At 39.4% G+C, this 14,814-nt stretch carries 18 protein-coding genes and 1 tRNA gene; 11 read left to right on the forward strand and 8 right to left on the reverse strand.

The genetic code is table 11. The features are described 5' to 3' along the window. Nucleotides 1-86: 86 nt before the first annotated feature. The 6 genes from H8692_RS02140 to H8692_RS02165 form a co-directional block, all read right to left on the reverse strand. Nucleotides 87-1,523, reverse strand: coding sequence for an MFS transporter (locus tag H8692_RS02140; protein ID WP_187524895.1), 1,437 nt, complete (start codon nt 1,521-1,523; stop codon nt 87-89). Between the two features lie 23 nt (nt 1,524-1,546). Next, a complete protein-coding gene (locus H8692_RS02145; RefSeq protein WP_187524896.1) occupies nt 1,547-2,764 on the reverse strand; it encodes a CaiB/BaiF CoA transferase family protein in 1,218 nt (405 codons plus the stop codon). Beyond that, entirely contained in the window at nt 2,764-3,993 is a 1,230-nt protein-coding gene (locus tag H8692_RS02150; protein WP_187524897.1) for a CaiB/BaiF CoA transferase family protein, read from the reverse strand. Before H8692_RS02150 ends, H8692_RS02145 begins: the two co-directional genes overlap by 1 nt. A 30-nt stretch (nt 3,994-4,023) precedes the next feature. Beyond that, nucleotides 4,024-4,452, reverse strand: coding sequence for a hotdog family protein (locus tag H8692_RS02155; RefSeq protein ID WP_187524898.1), 429 nt, complete (start codon nt 4,450-4,452; stop codon nt 4,024-4,026). Between the two features lie 15 nt (nt 4,453-4,467). Then, a complete protein-coding gene (locus H8692_RS02160; protein WP_177269317.1) occupies nt 4,468-6,102 on the reverse strand; it encodes an APC family permease in 1,635 nt (544 codons plus the stop codon). 223 nt (nt 6,103-6,325) lie between these two features. Further along, nucleotides 6,326-7,696 carry a sigma-54 interaction domain-containing protein gene (locus H8692_RS02165; RefSeq protein WP_187524899.1) on the reverse strand — a complete coding sequence of 457 codons (1,371 nt, stop codon included), beginning with the start codon at nt 7,694-7,696 and terminating at the stop codon, nt 6,326-6,328. Between the two features lie 240 nt (nt 7,697-7,936). Here H8692_RS02165 and H8692_RS02170 point away from each other — a divergent pair, with 240 nt between their 5' ends. From H8692_RS02170 to H8692_RS02185, 4 genes are all read left to right on the forward strand, one after another. Beyond that, complete coding sequence (locus tag H8692_RS02170; protein WP_187524900.1) at nt 7,937-8,278, forward strand: helix-turn-helix domain-containing protein; 342 nt, start codon at nt 7,937-7,939, stop codon at nt 8,276-8,278. Between the two features lie 131 nt (nt 8,279-8,409). Beyond that, on the forward strand, nt 8,410-8,958 hold the full coding sequence (locus H8692_RS02175) for a hypothetical protein (RefSeq protein ID WP_177267613.1): 549 nt from the start codon (nt 8,410-8,412) through the stop codon (nt 8,956-8,958). A gap of 21 nt (nt 8,959-8,979) precedes the next feature. Then, nucleotides 8,980-9,576, forward strand: coding sequence for a flavin reductase (locus H8692_RS02180; protein ID WP_187524901.1), 597 nt, complete (start codon nt 8,980-8,982; stop codon nt 9,574-9,576). Nucleotides 9,577-9,715: 139 nt separating this feature from the next. After that, nucleotides 9,716-9,790 (forward strand) — tRNA-Glu (locus H8692_RS02185). Between the two features lie 55 nt (nt 9,791-9,845). Here H8692_RS02185 and H8692_RS10705 read toward each other — a convergent pair. Then, nucleotides 9,846-10,046 carry a ribbon-helix-helix protein, CopG family gene (locus H8692_RS10705; protein ID WP_177267611.1) on the reverse strand — a complete coding sequence of 67 codons (201 nt, stop codon included), beginning with the start codon at nt 10,044-10,046 and terminating at the stop codon, nt 9,846-9,848. Nucleotides 10,047-10,162: 116 nt separating this feature from the next. Here H8692_RS10705 and H8692_RS02195 point away from each other — a divergent pair, with 116 nt between their 5' ends. The 5 genes from H8692_RS02195 (at nt 10,163) to H8692_RS02215 (ending at nt 12,741) form a co-directional block, all read left to right on the forward strand. Continuing rightward, complete coding sequence (locus H8692_RS02195; RefSeq protein WP_177267610.1) at nt 10,163-10,369, forward strand: hypothetical protein; 207 nt, start codon at nt 10,163-10,165, stop codon at nt 10,367-10,369. A 190-nt stretch (nt 10,370-10,559) separates the two neighbouring features. After that, entirely contained in the window at nt 10,560-11,390 is an 831-nt protein-coding gene (locus tag H8692_RS02200; RefSeq protein ID WP_177267609.1) for an EFR1 family ferrodoxin, read from the forward strand. 22 nt (nt 11,391-11,412) lie between these two features. Further along, the gene (locus tag H8692_RS02205; RefSeq protein WP_177267608.1) at nt 11,413-11,841 is read left to right on the forward strand and encodes a GNAT family N-acetyltransferase; all 429 of its coding nucleotides are present in this window, start codon (nt 11,413-11,415) and stop codon (nt 11,839-11,841) included. A 94-nt stretch (nt 11,842-11,935) separates the two neighbouring features. Beyond that, complete coding sequence (locus tag H8692_RS02210; RefSeq protein ID WP_177267607.1) at nt 11,936-12,145, forward strand: 4Fe-4S binding protein; 210 nt, start codon at nt 11,936-11,938, stop codon at nt 12,143-12,145. After that, on the forward strand, nt 12,142-12,741 hold the full coding sequence (locus tag H8692_RS02215; RefSeq protein WP_187524902.1) for a 4Fe-4S binding protein: 600 nt from the start codon (nt 12,142-12,144) through the stop codon (nt 12,739-12,741). Before H8692_RS02210 ends, H8692_RS02215 begins: the two co-directional genes overlap by 4 nt. 2 nt (nt 12,742-12,743) lie before the next feature. Here H8692_RS02215 and H8692_RS02220 read toward each other — a convergent pair whose 3' ends face one another. Further along, nucleotides 12,744-13,400, reverse strand: coding sequence for a Crp/Fnr family transcriptional regulator (locus tag H8692_RS02220; protein WP_177267615.1), 657 nt, complete (start codon nt 13,398-13,400; stop codon nt 12,744-12,746). 148 nt (nt 13,401-13,548) lie between these two features. Between H8692_RS02220 and H8692_RS02225 the strand changes: the two genes are divergently transcribed. Together H8692_RS02225 and H8692_RS02230 are read left to right on the forward strand one after the other, a co-directional pair. Next, complete coding sequence (locus tag H8692_RS02225; RefSeq protein WP_187524903.1) at nt 13,549-14,211, forward strand: cytochrome c biogenesis CcdA family protein; 663 nt, start codon at nt 13,549-13,551, stop codon at nt 14,209-14,211. A 10-nt stretch (nt 14,212-14,221) separates the two neighbouring features. Continuing rightward, nucleotides 14,222-14,761, forward strand: a complete 540-nt coding sequence (locus H8692_RS02230; RefSeq protein WP_177267604.1) for a TlpA family protein disulfide reductase — start codon at nt 14,222-14,224, stop codon at nt 14,759-14,761. The last annotated feature ends 53 nt before the right edge of the window (nt 14,762-14,814 follow it).

Here is a 14,814-nt window from a genome sequence, read left to right on the forward strand (position 1 = left end):
AATAAAAAAGTCAATGAAAAATCATTGACTTTTTTATTTTATACATATAAATGATTATATTTCTCCCAGTTATACCACAAGTCATCTTATTTAAGTTTTCTGAACCTGCTCATATCAACCTCTTCTCCTGCTTTACGATTTTCCAAAGCCTCAAGGACTTCCTGATATACTTTTTTCGTAACGGGATATATAAATATGCAGACTACCGACAAAAACATAAATGCGGACGGAATAACAGTAAACGAAAGTCCTGTACCTAAAAGAGCCGATTCACTCTGAAGGCTGAGTTCACCATTAAACCCTGAAAAACTGAGTATCATACCCATAAGCTGCATAGCGACGGCACCTGATAGGGCCTCCGACAGAGACTGAAGTGAAATAACCATCCCTGACCGTTCTCTGTTATTTATCAGCTGATCCACTTCGCATACATCATATATCATTGCAGGTATGAGCTGCCAATAAACACTGCCTCCGATAGAATATATAACCGAGAGTACACATACCCATGCAAGAGATGTAATTCCGAAAATTCCAAAGGCCAACAGACCCGACGCGCTTATTAACATTCCTGCTATATATGTAGTTCTTTTGTCAATCCACCTGTTCACGAAAGATATAATGGGGATGAATATTACATTCATGAAGGTCATCAACATCATAATAAGAGTTATTACACTCCTGGACAGACCCATATTATATGTAAAAAAGTACATTCTGTCAGAACAGAATATCGTATATCCTATGAGATAACACACACTGGCTCCAAGTATGTATCTCACCGTCCTCAGTTTCAGAAGCTGAATATAATTACCCACCATACTCACAAGAGACGAGACAAAAGTTCTGAAAGGTTTTCCCGAAGTTTTCTTTTCAGGTATATATGATTCTATAGATCTGAATTTATCCTTTATACCTGCAGCACTGATCAATATGGTTCCCCCTGAAATCACTCCACACAGCATTCCGGTCACTTGCCATCCGGTCTCCAGTGAATAGCCCGCATCTATAATAATCTGCACTAATATATTAGGGAACACAAGGCCTATAGCTGTACCTATGGCATTAAAAAATGACACATATCCTCTGAGAACTGTCCTCTCATCATAATTACTGGTAAGCTCTGCACCCCATGCCAGATAGGGAACAAAAAAGGTAGAAAATGATGTCCAGAAAAGCATCAGTATCACTCCATAATACAGAGCCATGGCATCCTGACCTACATCCAGATCAAAGAAAAACATAGACGTAAATACCATAAGGGGAACAGAAGCCGCAAGAAGAAATGGCTTCCGTTTCCCAAATCTGGTTTCGGCATTATCTGATACATATCCTGCAACTGCGCCGCATACAGTATCCCAAACTGATCCTATGGCTGTTATAGTTCCCGCCACAGCAGGATTCACGCCGGCTACAGTTGTCAGAAAGAACAAGGCAAAAGTACCCATTATATTAAAGAGAGCCGAATCTCCCACTCCTGCCAGTCCATATAAGATTTTAGTTTTCAGACTTAATTTTTCCATGATCCTCCATCATCACTTCCTGTTTATTTTTCCATACACCTGCTTTCCGCCGCGCCTACGATCTCTTCTTCTATCAGCTTTGCTACCATCTGATCTGTATAGCCTACAGATTTCATGATTTCAATCGTATTTTCCCCCAGTAAAGGTGAAGACTTTTTTACTTCTCCCGGTGTCCTGCTGAATTTTATCGGGATTCCAAAGGCTTTATACTTTCCCACATTGGAATCCTCTATATCAAGCACCATATTTCTATGTATGAATTGTTGATTCGCTAAAGTCTCCAGTGGCAGCAGCAAAGGTGAAGCCGGAATATTATAACTTGAAAATCTTTCCAGGAAGTATTCTTTGCTTTCTTTTTTCATTACATTTTTCATCATGGCAGTAAAGCTTTCAAAATTCCTGCATCTCATATCATTATCGGCATACAATGGATCATCTGTCAGCTCCGGCATGCCTATGGCCTTACAAAAATCCGGCCACATATCTTCATCATTTATTCCCACCGCTATGATTCCGTCAGCACATTCATATGTATCGTAGGGAACGATTTCCCTCGGCTTAGCATTGCCGCTTCTGCTGACAGGGTTGTCTGTAAGGCTGTAAGCCAGTATAGCTTCTTCCACGGCTGCAAACATAGTATCCAGCATAGCCACATCCAAACGCCTGCCTCTGCCTGTAAGCTTCTTATCATAACATGCCAGTACAATGGCCAAAAACATTGTTATCCCGGTATAACTATCTCCCACCGATGCCCCCGACCTCAGAGGAGGACCATCCGGATATCCTGTTATCTCCATATACCCACACATACATTCAATCACATTGTCATAAGCAGTGTTTTTCTTCAAAGGACCAGTCTGTCCAAAACCTGTTATAGAAGCAAAAATTATCTCAGGATTTATCTCTTTTGCGGTTTCATATCCCAATCCCAATTTATCCATAGTACCGTATTTAAAATTTTCCAAAACTACATCTGATTCAGCATACAGCTTTCTTATAATTGCCTTACCTTCAGAATGGCTCAAATCTATTGCTATGCTCTCCTTATTCCGATTATATAAGGCAAAATATCCACTGTTTCCGTTATCTGCGTACGGTCCCCATTCTCTGGACTGATCACCGTCTTCTACTCTTTCCACCTTAATGACTCTCGCTCCGTAATCTCCCAGATTCATGGCACAGTACGGGCCACTGAAAGCCTGTGTGAAATCAAGTACAGTTATACCTTCCAATGGCTTCATTATAAATCACTCCTTTCACACATTACAACACCTTTTTCAGACATTTCTTTCAATTTATTTTTATCATAACCAAACTCTTCTGCAATCTTTGCGGTATCTTCTCCCAGTTTAGGGGCTGATTTTACTGCCCTGTCATCTACTCCCGATATTTTTATCGGTATCCCCGGCATCCTTATACGTCCTATAGTTTTATCTTCTACATCAAGCACCATATTCCTGCTGTTAAGATGCTCGTCTTCGAAAGCATCTTGAACAGTAAGTCCCGGACCGCTGGGAATGTTCCACGGCGCCAGCAGGTTTATTATTTCCTGTCTTGTCATATCCTTAAATTTATCTGCTATAATATCTCTTAAACCTACCCTGCCATTTTCAGTATAATAATTCTCGCCCCTAGCCTCATTACTGTTATATCTGGGATCATCTATGAATTCCTCCATTTTCATGGCTTTACAGAATTTCTCCCACTGTGAGTTTGTAGAGACTGCTGTTGAAAATATCCCGTCTTTTACCTCAAAAGTATCGTAAGGCGCAATGGATCGCGATCCGTTTCCCTCTCTATGGAAGGTTACCCCTTTCATGAATGCTTCGGCAAGACAGTCCTCAAGAGCTGTGAGCATACAGTCTGCCGACGCTACATCTATCTGCTGACCTTTTCCTGTTTCATTTTTTACCATGAGAGCCATGACAATAGATGCCGCAAAAAAATGACCTCCGAATTGATCGGCTATTCTGGATCCATGTGCAGTAGGACCTCCGTCAGGAAATCCTGTCACCTGCATAAGTCCACACAAAGCCTCTGAAGTAAGATCACATCCGGCACTGCTGCTTAAAGATCCCGTCTTTCCGAAACCCGTATGCGAAGCATATATTATTTCCGGATTCACTTTTCTGGCTGCCTCATAACCTATATTATATTTTTCCAGCTCTCCTGCGGCAAAAGAATCGCATACAACATCTGCTTTTTCTATAAGCTTCATGATAAAGGTCTGCCCCTCCTTTAATGTTTTATCCACGCATACGCTCTTCTTTCCTCTGTTCATATATGAATGATAGGCGCTGCCTCTTTCATTTTTCGGAAAACTTCCCCTTAAAACATCTCCACCTTTTGTATGATCTTCTATTTTTATAACCTCGGCCCCAAAATCTGCAAGAAGCATCGTTCCATAGCTGCCCGTATGTCCCTGGGTAAAATCTATGATTTTTATTCCATCCAAAATTTTAGTCATCATCTTCCTCCCTTCGTCTCGGCGTATGATCCTCTACTGAGGATCATCCACCACAAATACCACCATTCCCTTTACTGTCAGAGCCGGTTCATCAAGTACGTCAGAGCGGTCTGTCTGCTGATTGTATTCCGAAGTCTTATACATTTCATATCCATAAAGCCTTGATCTTTTTCCATCCTCAACAGACCAGCAGACTATCTCCACGGCATCCAGCACATGTACAGGCCTTACAATATCTGACTCTATATGAACTATCAGACCTCCGTCTCCGTTGTCTCTGATATTGCATATTTCAGTACAGCAGTCTATACACTTTTCTATCAGTTTGCATCCGGATATCATTTCTGCCGGATAGTGCATATCCTCAGCCCCGAAGGAAAGCCTGAACTTCAGAGCTTTTACGCCTAACCCCTTTTCAACCTTACTTAGCATGTTTCTTTTCTCTTCTTTTATCTTTGACATAATCAGAACCTCCTCTTAAGCATTTTTTCTGTCTATCTTATTTCCTGCAACTTTAAAAACTACAGCTATCACTGCATACAACACAGATATCACCAACATCGCGTTATTTATCCATTCCTTGATGGCCGCCCCGTCACTTCCCATAAATTTAAGTCCGCAATAAGCTTCTTCATAATAAGATTCCCATCCGACTTCATACCAGTCAAACCACCAAAGAGATCCTATAAGCCCTATAACTGCAATGATACCGAATACAATAGTTATCCTGTGAAAATCTCCAACCGCCAATTTCGTCCTCGGATTTATAGGATATTTCTCCGGATCATTGACATATAGACCGCCATACATTCGTTTCCATATGATATACATTATCGGTGATGAAATAAATGCGATCATACCTCCCAGATAATAATCTGCGCCGTTTAAGAATAAAGCAGCCACAGCTATAATCAATCCCGGGGCTATAAGAAGATTGACGAATTTATCTCCGCCTGGAATTCTGAATGGTCTTGGCATATCAGGTTCTCTCCGTCTCAATACTGCTGTTGATAAGAATACCAATACATAATCAACCATGAGAAGCATCACATCCATAGTCACCAAGACATCAAAATTGAAATTACACAAGAGTACGGAAACTAATGTGATAGATAATACACTTATATAAGGTACTCGCCTTTTTTTGCTTACTTTCGTCAGACTTTTAGGCGCAAGATTATCTACAGCCATACCATAAAATCCTCTGGATATGGAAATCATCTGAGTATTGAACATGGACAATTCAGCGCAGATCGCTGTAATAGTGAATACCGGTATTCCCCATGAACCTACAAGCGCCAGTACATGACCAAAAGATATACCGCCGTCAGGACTCCAATCCTGCCAGTTCCCTACAGAAGCCAGACTCGCTATAGTAGGAAGAATATAAGTAAGCGCTACGAGAGGCATTATTATAAGAAGCCCTCTGGGGATAACAGATTTATCCTTACATTCGGTAGCCAAAGTAGACATCGACGTATATCCGGAATACATCCACATTCCTGTCGCAAGAGTTGCTCCTATCGACCCTAAGAAAGTGTAATCGGCGCTATTGTATAGAGGGTCCATAGGATTCTGATTCCAATTCATGAAACCGATAACAGTTATAGCCAGAAATACTAAGAAAATAAATACGGAGAAAATAGTGCTTACTTTTCCGATTTCTTCGATTCCTAATAAATTAATGATTGTAAATACAAGAACGATGGATACCATAAATATAAACTGTGCGGTCTCAGTCATCCCCGGGATCAGCATTTTAGCATAAGATCCTGCCAAGACTACATATACAGTATTATCTATGTAACATGATAATGTTCTGCACCATCCTCCTTGAAATCCCCAGAATTCTCCGAGGCCTCTCTGAATCCATTTATAAAAACCTCCTGCGTCTGTAATAGCCGAGCCGAGTTCTGCCGAACACAGAGCCTGAGGCGCCGCCCACACAAAGGGCAGTATACACAGGATTATGATGGTGATACCCGGCCCTCCGTCCGGTATCATTTCATCTATGCCGAAGCACCCGGCCGCTACGAGACAATACATGATCATAACCGCCGTACGCAATGTGATATTATGTTCGGCTAAATTGCTTTGCTGTTGTTTACTCATGCCATTCTCCTTTCCTTTAATAAATCGGTGTTGAATCATTACACATACTTATTAGAGCAAATCCCGTGCCATACCACTAAAAAAATTTTACTCACTTCTTGAAAGTGTTGAATTTTCTGATTTTTATTTTTTTTCTGAACTATTTTCGGATTTGAAAATACGTATGACTGCACAAAAAGGAGCAGGATCTGATCATTCCTGATCAGATCCTGCTCCTTATAAATTAACGCAATCCATATTTCATTATTTTTCTGTTTAACGTAGCCCTTGATATTCCAAGCGCCTTTTCCATGTCCGATGGATTATCATACTGTTCCATATATTTTTCTATCAACTCTTTTTCAGTCTGTTCTATGGCCTCTTTAAGAGTCTTATTCCCATCCTTTCTTTCAGGATTTTCTTTTTCACCAAACAACATATGTCTTACATGATTTTCTGTTATGATATCTTCTCTTACTGTCAATATCAGCCTTTCTATAAGATTCTCCAGTTCTCTTACATTTCCCGGCCATCTGTATTTCTGAAGAATATTTAAACTGCTCAGAGAAAACTCTTTTTTGGTGCCATATTTACTGTTAAAGTTTTCTGCGAACAAATATACCAGAGGAACGATATCTCTCTGCCTCTTCCTTAAAGGCGGCACGCTTATAGGAAAAGTATTCAGCCTGTAAAACAAATCATCTCTGAAATCCCCCTCTGCAACTCTTTCTCTCAAATTCCTATTACTGGCTGCTATCACCTGTACATCTACAGGTATAGCCTGTTTTCCTCCCACTCTCATTATCTCGCTTTCCTGAAGTACCCTCAGAAGCTTTGCCTGAAAATTAAGAGATATGTCACCTATTTCATCGAGAAACAAAACGCCCTTGTTAGCCAGCTCAAAATACCCTTTTTTCCCTTTCTCACTGGCTCCCGTAAAAGCTCCTTTTTCGTATCCGAATAATTCTGATTCCAATAAATTTTCCGGTATGGCTCCACAATTAACAGCTATGAAAGGGCCCTTGCTTCGGCTTCCATTTCTGTATATTATCCTCGCAACGATCTCCTTTCCCACACCTGTCTCCCCTTCTATCAAAACACGAGACCCAAACCTGGCAGCCGTTACCGCCAGCTCGACCACATTCTGCATAGCCCTGGATTCCAATACAAGATCAACCTCCTTAGACAATACAGATCTCAAATATTCCAACTCACTTTCATAAAGATCCATCTTTTCCTTATTTAAGCGAAGCTGTTCTTTCATTATATCCAATTCTTTCAGTTCCCTTTCACAACACACGACCATCTCTATCTCACCGTTTTCCATGTGTGGTATACCAGTCACCAATACTTCGGTTTCATCCCGCTGTATCCTTGTTATTTTTTGCTTTTCTCTTATTACTTCCAATGTAACAGAAGCATCATATATCCCTTGATCTACCAGTTCTTTCATGTTCTTGCCTATAATATCCTCACGCCTCTGGCATCCCAGAGCCTGAGTATTGGTTTCCATCACATATCCTTTTCCGTCAGTTATCCAAACACCGTCATCTATACACTCTATTATAGCTCTCACATATTTTTTCGTTTCTTCCGTTAAATGACCAAAATCCATAAATATTCTCCTTACTTCTGTCTATATCAATAATATGCGGCTTATATATATCATATAATCAATTTTAATCAGATATGAATCTGGAAAAATATCAGTTTCTTTTCCCTTATGTTATTCAAAAATAGTTATATGCTCTTTATTAACTATATAGGCTGAATTTAGCCTATATAGTTAATTTCAATTATACGGTTATATCCTATACAATTCAAGTAATAACAAATTATACAGGCGGTGCAGACAATGGATTATTATAAAATAGGACAACGTATCAGAAAATACCGTAATGCATATAATCTTACCCAGGAACAGCTGGCTGATAAAATAGGAATATCACCTACTCATATGAGCCATATCGAAACAGGAAATACAAAACTGAGTCTGGCTGTTTTGGTTAATATTGCCAAAGAACTCTCAGTGCAAACTGACGAATTGTTGTTTGACAAACCCAAAATCAGCAAAACCGAAGTCGCAGAAGAAATCATCAGTACACTTGAATCATGCTCACTGCACGATATGTATATACTGTCTGATGTTATCAAGGCCGTTAAAATATCTCTTGAAAAGCATGAAAACAAAAAATAACAAAGACCCGGAAATTCTCGTCCGGCATAAGTCCTTGATATGCTTTGATTCCAAGTTTTTGTGTACTTTTACAGTGTTTGTGATATACTAAATTCATACAGTTTTAACAAATATATTAAGGAGATTTCATAATGAAAAAATTATTACCTTTGATTTTATCAATAGTTTTATGCTTTATATTTTCCTCATGCGGGAATACTTCCATAAAAGGAGATCTGAAAAGCTATTCCAATGCAGATAAATCATTTTCCATCGAGCTTCCCGCATCAAATGACGAATCATGGGTAATAAATGAAAAATCACCGTCAAGTATCCTTGACATATCTGATAATGAAGATACTGTAAATTTACGCATACAATGTATATCAAAATCACAGATCCACTTAGTCGCTCCAGACCTTAACGGGTATAAAGATTACTCTCTTATGAATACGCTCGGAAATATCCTTGAAAATTCCGAACTAAGCGAAAGCACGGCAAGTGTCCCGGATTTTATAACAGAAACTCTTTCATATGATTTCAAACTATCATCAGACGCCCGCGGGACTGTACTCTTCATGGAAAGCGAAAAATGCTATTATACATATTTCATTATGGCAATAGACAAAGCATACACAAATAATGAAAAAGCACTAAAAGAGAGTATATTGAGCCTTGATGAAATAAACAAATCCTCATAGGGAAAATAAGAAAGGAACGATATGGACAACAGCGTAATGTTTAAAATCAGTTACGGACTATATGTCCTAACTGCCAGAGACGATGAAAAGGCTAATGGATGTATCATCAACACGCTCCAACAAGTAACTGCCACACCTAACAAAGTGACTATCGCCGTTAACAAAACCAACCTCACTCATGATATGATAATGACAACAAAAAAGTTTAATATTTCTATTTTAAGTGAAAAAGCCACCTTCGATATATTCAAACACTTCGGCTTTCAGAGTGGAAAAAATGTAGATAAATTTGACGGCTATCCTGCCGGTACAGGAAAAAACGGTGTGCCTTACATCAAGAAAGGAACAAACGGTTTCCTTTCCGGCGATGTTATCTCTTCCGTGGATCTTGGAACTCATACTCTTTTTCTTGCAAATGTGACGGACGGAGAAAACCTCTCCAATGATAATTCTGTGACCTATGACTACTATCAAAAACATATAAAAGAAGCCCCGCAGAAAAAATCAAAGGGATGGGTATGCAGAATATGCGGCTATATTTATGAGAATGAAAATCTGCCGCCTGATTTCATATGTCCCATCTGCAAACACGGCGCTGCTGATTTTGAAAGGCTTTAGCAATGCATTGCCAATACCCCCTGCTTCATATGAAATCAGAGGGTATTTTTTCAAATAATCACATTAATTTTCTTTACTTTTCAGCTCTGCACTTGAACAGCAGAAATAAATGTGATATACTTTTATCTGTAAAAGATAAGCTCTCTTGGTCAAGTGGTCAAGACGTCGCCCTCTCACGGCGGAATCAGGGGTTCGACTCCCCTAGGGAGTACCAAAAACCTTGAAACCGCAATGTTTCAAGGTTTATTCTTTTTATTTAAAATATCATGTCATTTCACACTATGATCATCAATCTCTGCGATATTAAGAGCTTCCTTCAGGAGTATCGTTATTATCTCGTTTCTGGACAACTCTGTTTTACTCGCAAATGTATTCAATTCCTCATATAAGTCATCAGGTACTCTGATGGAAAATGTCTTATGACCATCTTCACCTTTTAATTTTTTCTTTGGGATTTTAATCTTTGCCACAACATATTCACCTCACATGAATTATATTGTGAATAGTTGTTAAATTATATGTTATAATTATATAACATAATTTTATGTTTAACACATTTTTAAAAGTGCCAGAAAGGAGTGATCATATGAATAAACCTGATTTTCTTCATGTCGCGAATAATACCTGGTCTGACAAAACTAAAACTCTTATTAAGCAACTTATATCCTCATCAAACGACGATTCTCAAAAAGAGTCCATACAGACTGCAATAGAAGCAGTCTACAAAGAAGGACTCAAAGATGGTGTCGCGCTCATATACTGGCTGCTTGGGGATGATTCCCACAACAACTAAATGCTGTCTGAAATACCTTTCATTGATTATTTACATTTATATAGTCTAACATTATAATAATATAAAGGGTACGACTTCTTCGGAGGAGTACTGATTCCCGGCCCTTTGAGACCTTATGGGTTTCAGAGGGTATTTCATTATAATTCCCGAAAAGCATACACGCCAACGATTGGAAGGAGCATCTATTATCATGAAGATATCGAAAATAAGAGCAATATATATAAGCCCTACAGGCAATGTCAAAACTGTAGTTCGCACCATTGCGGAAAAAACAGCCAAACTGCTTGATGTGCCCGTAAAAGAGGATGATTTCACACTTCCCGATTCACGATCCGGAATCAGAAAAGTACCTGCAGATGAACTGGTGATATTTGGCGTACCCGTTTATGCCGGAAGGGTACCCAATAAATTTCTCCCTTTTATACAGCAATTATATAAATCAGACGGAGCTCCGGCAGTCCCTGTAGTCTGTTTCGGAAACAGAAATTTTGACAACGCATTGATTGAACTGAGAAATGAACTTGAAAATAATGGTTTCCGAACTGTTGCCGGAGCCGGGGCTGTGACAGAACATGTATTTTCAGATGCATTGGCTCCTGGAAGACCCGACGCAAAAGACATCCGACTATTGGAAGATTTCGCTTCCGATATAGTCGGCAAAATTAAAAACATGGAACCGTCTCAGCTATCAGCTCCTATCGCCGTACGTGGAGACGATCCTGTCGGTCCCTACTACAAACCTCTGGGTATAGACGGCAAACCCGCAGTTTTTCTCAAAGCCAAACCAAAGACAAAGGAAACCCTTTGCATAAAATGCGGAATATGCATAAAATCGTGTCCTATGGGCTCTATCTCTGAGCAAAACCCTTCAAATATCTCCGGCATCTGTATAAAATGCCATGCCTGTGTAAAAAAATGTCCTCAAAAAGCCAAATATTTTGACGATCCGGCATTTATTTCACATGTAAAAATGCTTGAAGCTAACTATACAAAAGCTTCTAAAACGGAACTGTTTCTGTAAATATTGCAAAGAGGTGATCAAAATGTATTTTAAAAATGCAGCTATCGAAGATTTTGACAAAGCCTTCAGCTTCATCGAAAAACTGTGGACTTATAACATTTATGACAGGACAGAGACAAAGAAAGTCTATCAAAATATACTTGGCGATAAAAACAGCTTTGCTTTCTTTGTAATGGAAGAAGGGAATTATAAAGGATTTTGTCACTGCACCTGCTTCAATACATTCTGGCTGTCCGGTCTGACATGTTACCTGTCAGGAATAATTACAGACGAAAGCGTCCGGGGAGAAGGCTATGGCATCGCACTGATGGATGAAGTAAAACGCAGAGCAAAAGAACTTGGCTGCAGAGGAATCATCCTTGATTCCGGCCTCCCCAGAAAAGAAGCTCACAAATTTTATGAAAAATACGGTTTTGATAAGGGATGCTATGGTTTTGATCTGATATTCTGACCCATATACAATAAAACCTCGTATTGTGATTTTGTCACTGTCGTACCTCCCCTTTGCTGCTATGATAATAAAAATATTGTTGCAGGAGGTTTCTATGAACCATAAAAAACAAAAACGCTGCGCACTAATCGACAGAACTCTGTGCGTAGCCTGTGGATGCTGTACTAAAACATGCCCGGTTTCGGCAGTTTCCCTTTACAAAGGAATGTACGCTCTTATTGATGTTGAAAAATGTGTGGGATGCGGTAAATGCGCCAAAGCATGTCCGGCCAGCATCATTCAGATAAAGGAGGTATCGATATGACTCAAAAGAAGCATTGGTATGATTACCTGTGGATTTTTTCCTCGCTTTATCTCATACTTGGATTTTTCAATATCCTGTTTGCATGGATTGGTCTTCTCTGTTTCTTTATTCCCCTTATAATAGCTGTTTTTTGGGGCAGGAAGTCGTATTGCCAGCGTTACTGCGGCAGAGGACAGCTTTTTCAACTAATAGGAGGCAACTTCGGACTTTCAAGAAAAAAAGACGTACCGCAATGGATGAAATCAAAAATATTCCGTTATGGATTTCTCATATTTTTCTTTGCAATGTTCTTCATCATGCTTTGGTCCACTTATCTGGTATTTTCCGGCGGACAGGATCTGAATCAGGTTGTTACACTGATATGGACATTCAAACTTCCATGGCACTGGGCCTATCACGGTACATTATTCCATCAGGGGGTAGCTCAGTTTGCTTTCGGTTTCTACAGTGTAATGCTTACCTCCACTGTACTGGGAATGCTTACCATGATATTATTCAAACCACGATCATGGTGCGTATACTGCCCGATGGGGACTATGACTCAATTAATATGTAAAGCTAAAAATCATAAATCGGTACCTGACTGCGATATGTAAAATCATCGACTCATGTCAGAAAGCTTCTCCATATCAATGATCCGGATGCTTCCCCGCATGAGCTTCACTATACCTTCACTCTGAAAATATCTGAGCATTCGGGTCACTACTTCTCTGGCAGTTCCAAGATGTGATGCTATCTGCTCATGAGTTATCCTGAGAATATCAGTTTCCTCAATGATACACTCTTCAGCCAAAAAATCTGCAAGACGTTTATCAAAGCTTTTCCACATTATCTGCTCTACCAGCCACATTACATCGGTGAACCGAGAAGCCATTATTTCATTGGTATAATTAGCTATAACAGCAGAATTTTCCATAAGCCTTTGATATACTCCTATTGGCACTATCCACGCATCCGTATCCTTTTCAGCTGACACTGTTACATCAAACTGAATGCTTTTCATCACACATGAAGCTGTGAACAAACATATATCATGATCAAATAAACGGTATACTGTGATTTCCCTTCCCTCCTCTGAAAAGATAAAACTTCGGAGCTGACCTGAACGGATTACAAGAAGGCCGAGGCATTCTTCATCACCGCCATGTATCACAGTTCCTTTCTTCATCTTACGCAAAGTGACACTGTCAGTCAGTGCCAACTGTTCCTGTTTCGTCAGCTTACTGAAAACAGGAAAATATTCAGAAAAATTCATCACAATCATACCTCCGTAAAAAAATCATATCACAGCCTAAAGCGTATAGCAATTATGTCTCACAAAATATATCAGAGTAATATCACTGAACATATACATTTTTGTACTATACTGATTCGCAGAAATAATTATATGAGGAGAATATCAAATGCAGTATATCATTTCCTTTCTGGAAGGAATAATAACATTTATCTCACCTTGTCTGCTTCCCATGCTTCCTATATACATAACTTATTTCGCCGGCGGCGGAAAAAGAAATACCCATGCTACACTAAAAAATGCTTTTGGCTTCGTGCTGGGTTTTACAATTGTTTTTATAGCTATGGGAGCTCTTGCGGGAACAGTAGGCAGCTTTTTCAAAGAATATGCAACAGCTGTCAATATAATATCGGGAATTATCGTGATTTTTTTCGGGCTAAACTTTCTGGGTGTTTTCAAATTAAATATATTCAATGGTCCGTCATCTATGGCAAATGTAAGTAATCTGGGATTTTTTTCTTCCGGTCTTTTCGGTATGATATTTTCCGTAGGATGGACTCCATGTGTAGGCGCTTTTCTCGGTTCGGCGCTGATGATGGCTTCACAGCAAGGCCATACTGTCCAAGCAATGATAATGCTGACAGCCTATTCTGCAGGATTAGGTATTCCTTTTGTTTTGAGCGCCGTCCTTATAGATAAACTTAAATCCACATTTGATTTCATAAAAAAACACTATGCTGTCATAAACAGTATCTGCGGAGGGCTTCTCATATTCATCGGACTGATGATGGCCTTCGGCATGATCGGAAGGTTTATTACATTCTTGGGTTAGGAGATATAACATGAAAAATAAAAAAACACTTGTCATAACATTACTTACCTTTGCAGTCATTATTATAGGAGCTGCAGTTCTTTATAATTATCTGTCCGCAAAAGTATCCTACGATTCCATAGGAGAAAGTACTTCTTCCGCAGCGGATATCACAGTCACAGATGAAAGTAACCGCGAAGTAAATCTCTCAGATATGAAAGGAAAGCCTGTAATCCTTAATTTCTGGGCCAGTTGGTGCGGACCATGTCAGAGCGAAATGCCGATTTTTGACAAAATATACGATCGGTATAAAAATGATATCAATTTCATGATGGTCAATCTGACGGGAGGACGTGAAACCAAAGAAAGCGCATCAGAGTATATCAAATCTCAAGAATATTCTTTTCCTGTCTATTATGATACAAACGGCGAAGGTGCCATGTCATACGAAACATACTCTATACCGGTCACCTACTTTATAGATGCTGACGGAAATATTGCAGGATATGTAAAAGGAGCCCTCAGCGAAGAGACACTTCTTGAAGGCATAGATATGATATCCGGAAAATAAAAAAATTTTAAAGGCGGCTATACTGATCCTTTTCAGCAGCCGCCTTTATTTAT

The sequence above is a fragment of the Lentihominibacter hominis genome, assembly GCF_014385065.1.
Classification (GTDB): Bacteria; Bacillota; Clostridia; order Peptostreptococcales; family Anaerovoracaceae; genus Lentihominibacter; species Lentihominibacter hominis.

What these genes read in the sequence shown, in the direction of transcription:
- H8692_RS02140 (WP_187524895.1), bottom strand. Translation starts at nt 1,523, where the DNA reads ATGGAAAAATTAAGTCTGAAAACTAAAATCTTATATGGACTGGCAGGA.
- H8692_RS02145 (WP_187524896.1), bottom strand. Translation starts at nt 2,764, where the DNA reads ATGAAGCCATTGGAAGGTATAACTGTACTTGATTTCACACAGGCTTTC.
- H8692_RS02150 (WP_187524897.1), bottom strand. Translation starts at nt 3,993, where the DNA reads ATGATGACTAAAATTTTGGATGGAATAAAAATCATAGATTTTACCCAG.
- H8692_RS02155 (WP_187524898.1), bottom strand. Translation starts at nt 4,452, where the DNA reads ATGTCAAAGATAAAAGAAGAGAAAAGAAACATGCTAAGTAAGGTTGAA.
- H8692_RS02160 (WP_177269317.1), bottom strand. Translation starts at nt 6,102, where the DNA reads ATGAGTAAACAACAGCAAAGCAATTTAGCCGAACATAATATCACATTG.
- H8692_RS02165 (WP_187524899.1), bottom strand. Translation starts at nt 7,696, where the DNA reads ATGGATTTTGGTCATTTAACGGAAGAAACGAAAAAATATGTGAGAGCT.
- H8692_RS02170 (WP_187524900.1), top strand. Translation starts at nt 7,937, where the DNA reads ATGGATTATTATAAAATAGGACAACGTATCAGAAAATACCGTAATGCA.
- H8692_RS02175 (WP_177267613.1), top strand. Translation starts at nt 8,410, where the DNA reads ATGAAAAAATTATTACCTTTGATTTTATCAATAGTTTTATGCTTTATA.
- H8692_RS02180 (WP_187524901.1), top strand. Translation starts at nt 8,980, where the DNA reads ATGGACAACAGCGTAATGTTTAAAATCAGTTACGGACTATATGTCCTA.
- H8692_RS02195 (WP_177267610.1), top strand. Translation starts at nt 10,163, where the DNA reads ATGAATAAACCTGATTTTCTTCATGTCGCGAATAATACCTGGTCTGAC.
- H8692_RS02200 (WP_177267609.1), top strand. Translation starts at nt 10,560, where the DNA reads ATGAAGATATCGAAAATAAGAGCAATATATATAAGCCCTACAGGCAAT.
- H8692_RS02205 (WP_177267608.1), top strand. Translation starts at nt 11,413, where the DNA reads ATGTATTTTAAAAATGCAGCTATCGAAGATTTTGACAAAGCCTTCAGC.
- H8692_RS02210 (WP_177267607.1), top strand. Translation starts at nt 11,936, where the DNA reads ATGAACCATAAAAAACAAAAACGCTGCGCACTAATCGACAGAACTCTG.
- H8692_RS02215 (WP_187524902.1), top strand. Translation starts at nt 12,142, where the DNA reads ATGACTCAAAAGAAGCATTGGTATGATTACCTGTGGATTTTTTCCTCG.
- H8692_RS02220 (WP_177267615.1), bottom strand. Translation starts at nt 13,400, where the DNA reads ATGAATTTTTCTGAATATTTTCCTGTTTTCAGTAAGCTGACGAAACAG.
- H8692_RS02225 (WP_187524903.1), top strand. Translation starts at nt 13,549, where the DNA reads ATGCAGTATATCATTTCCTTTCTGGAAGGAATAATAACATTTATCTCA.
- H8692_RS02230 (WP_177267604.1), top strand. Translation starts at nt 14,222, where the DNA reads ATGAAAAATAAAAAAACACTTGTCATAACATTACTTACCTTTGCAGTC.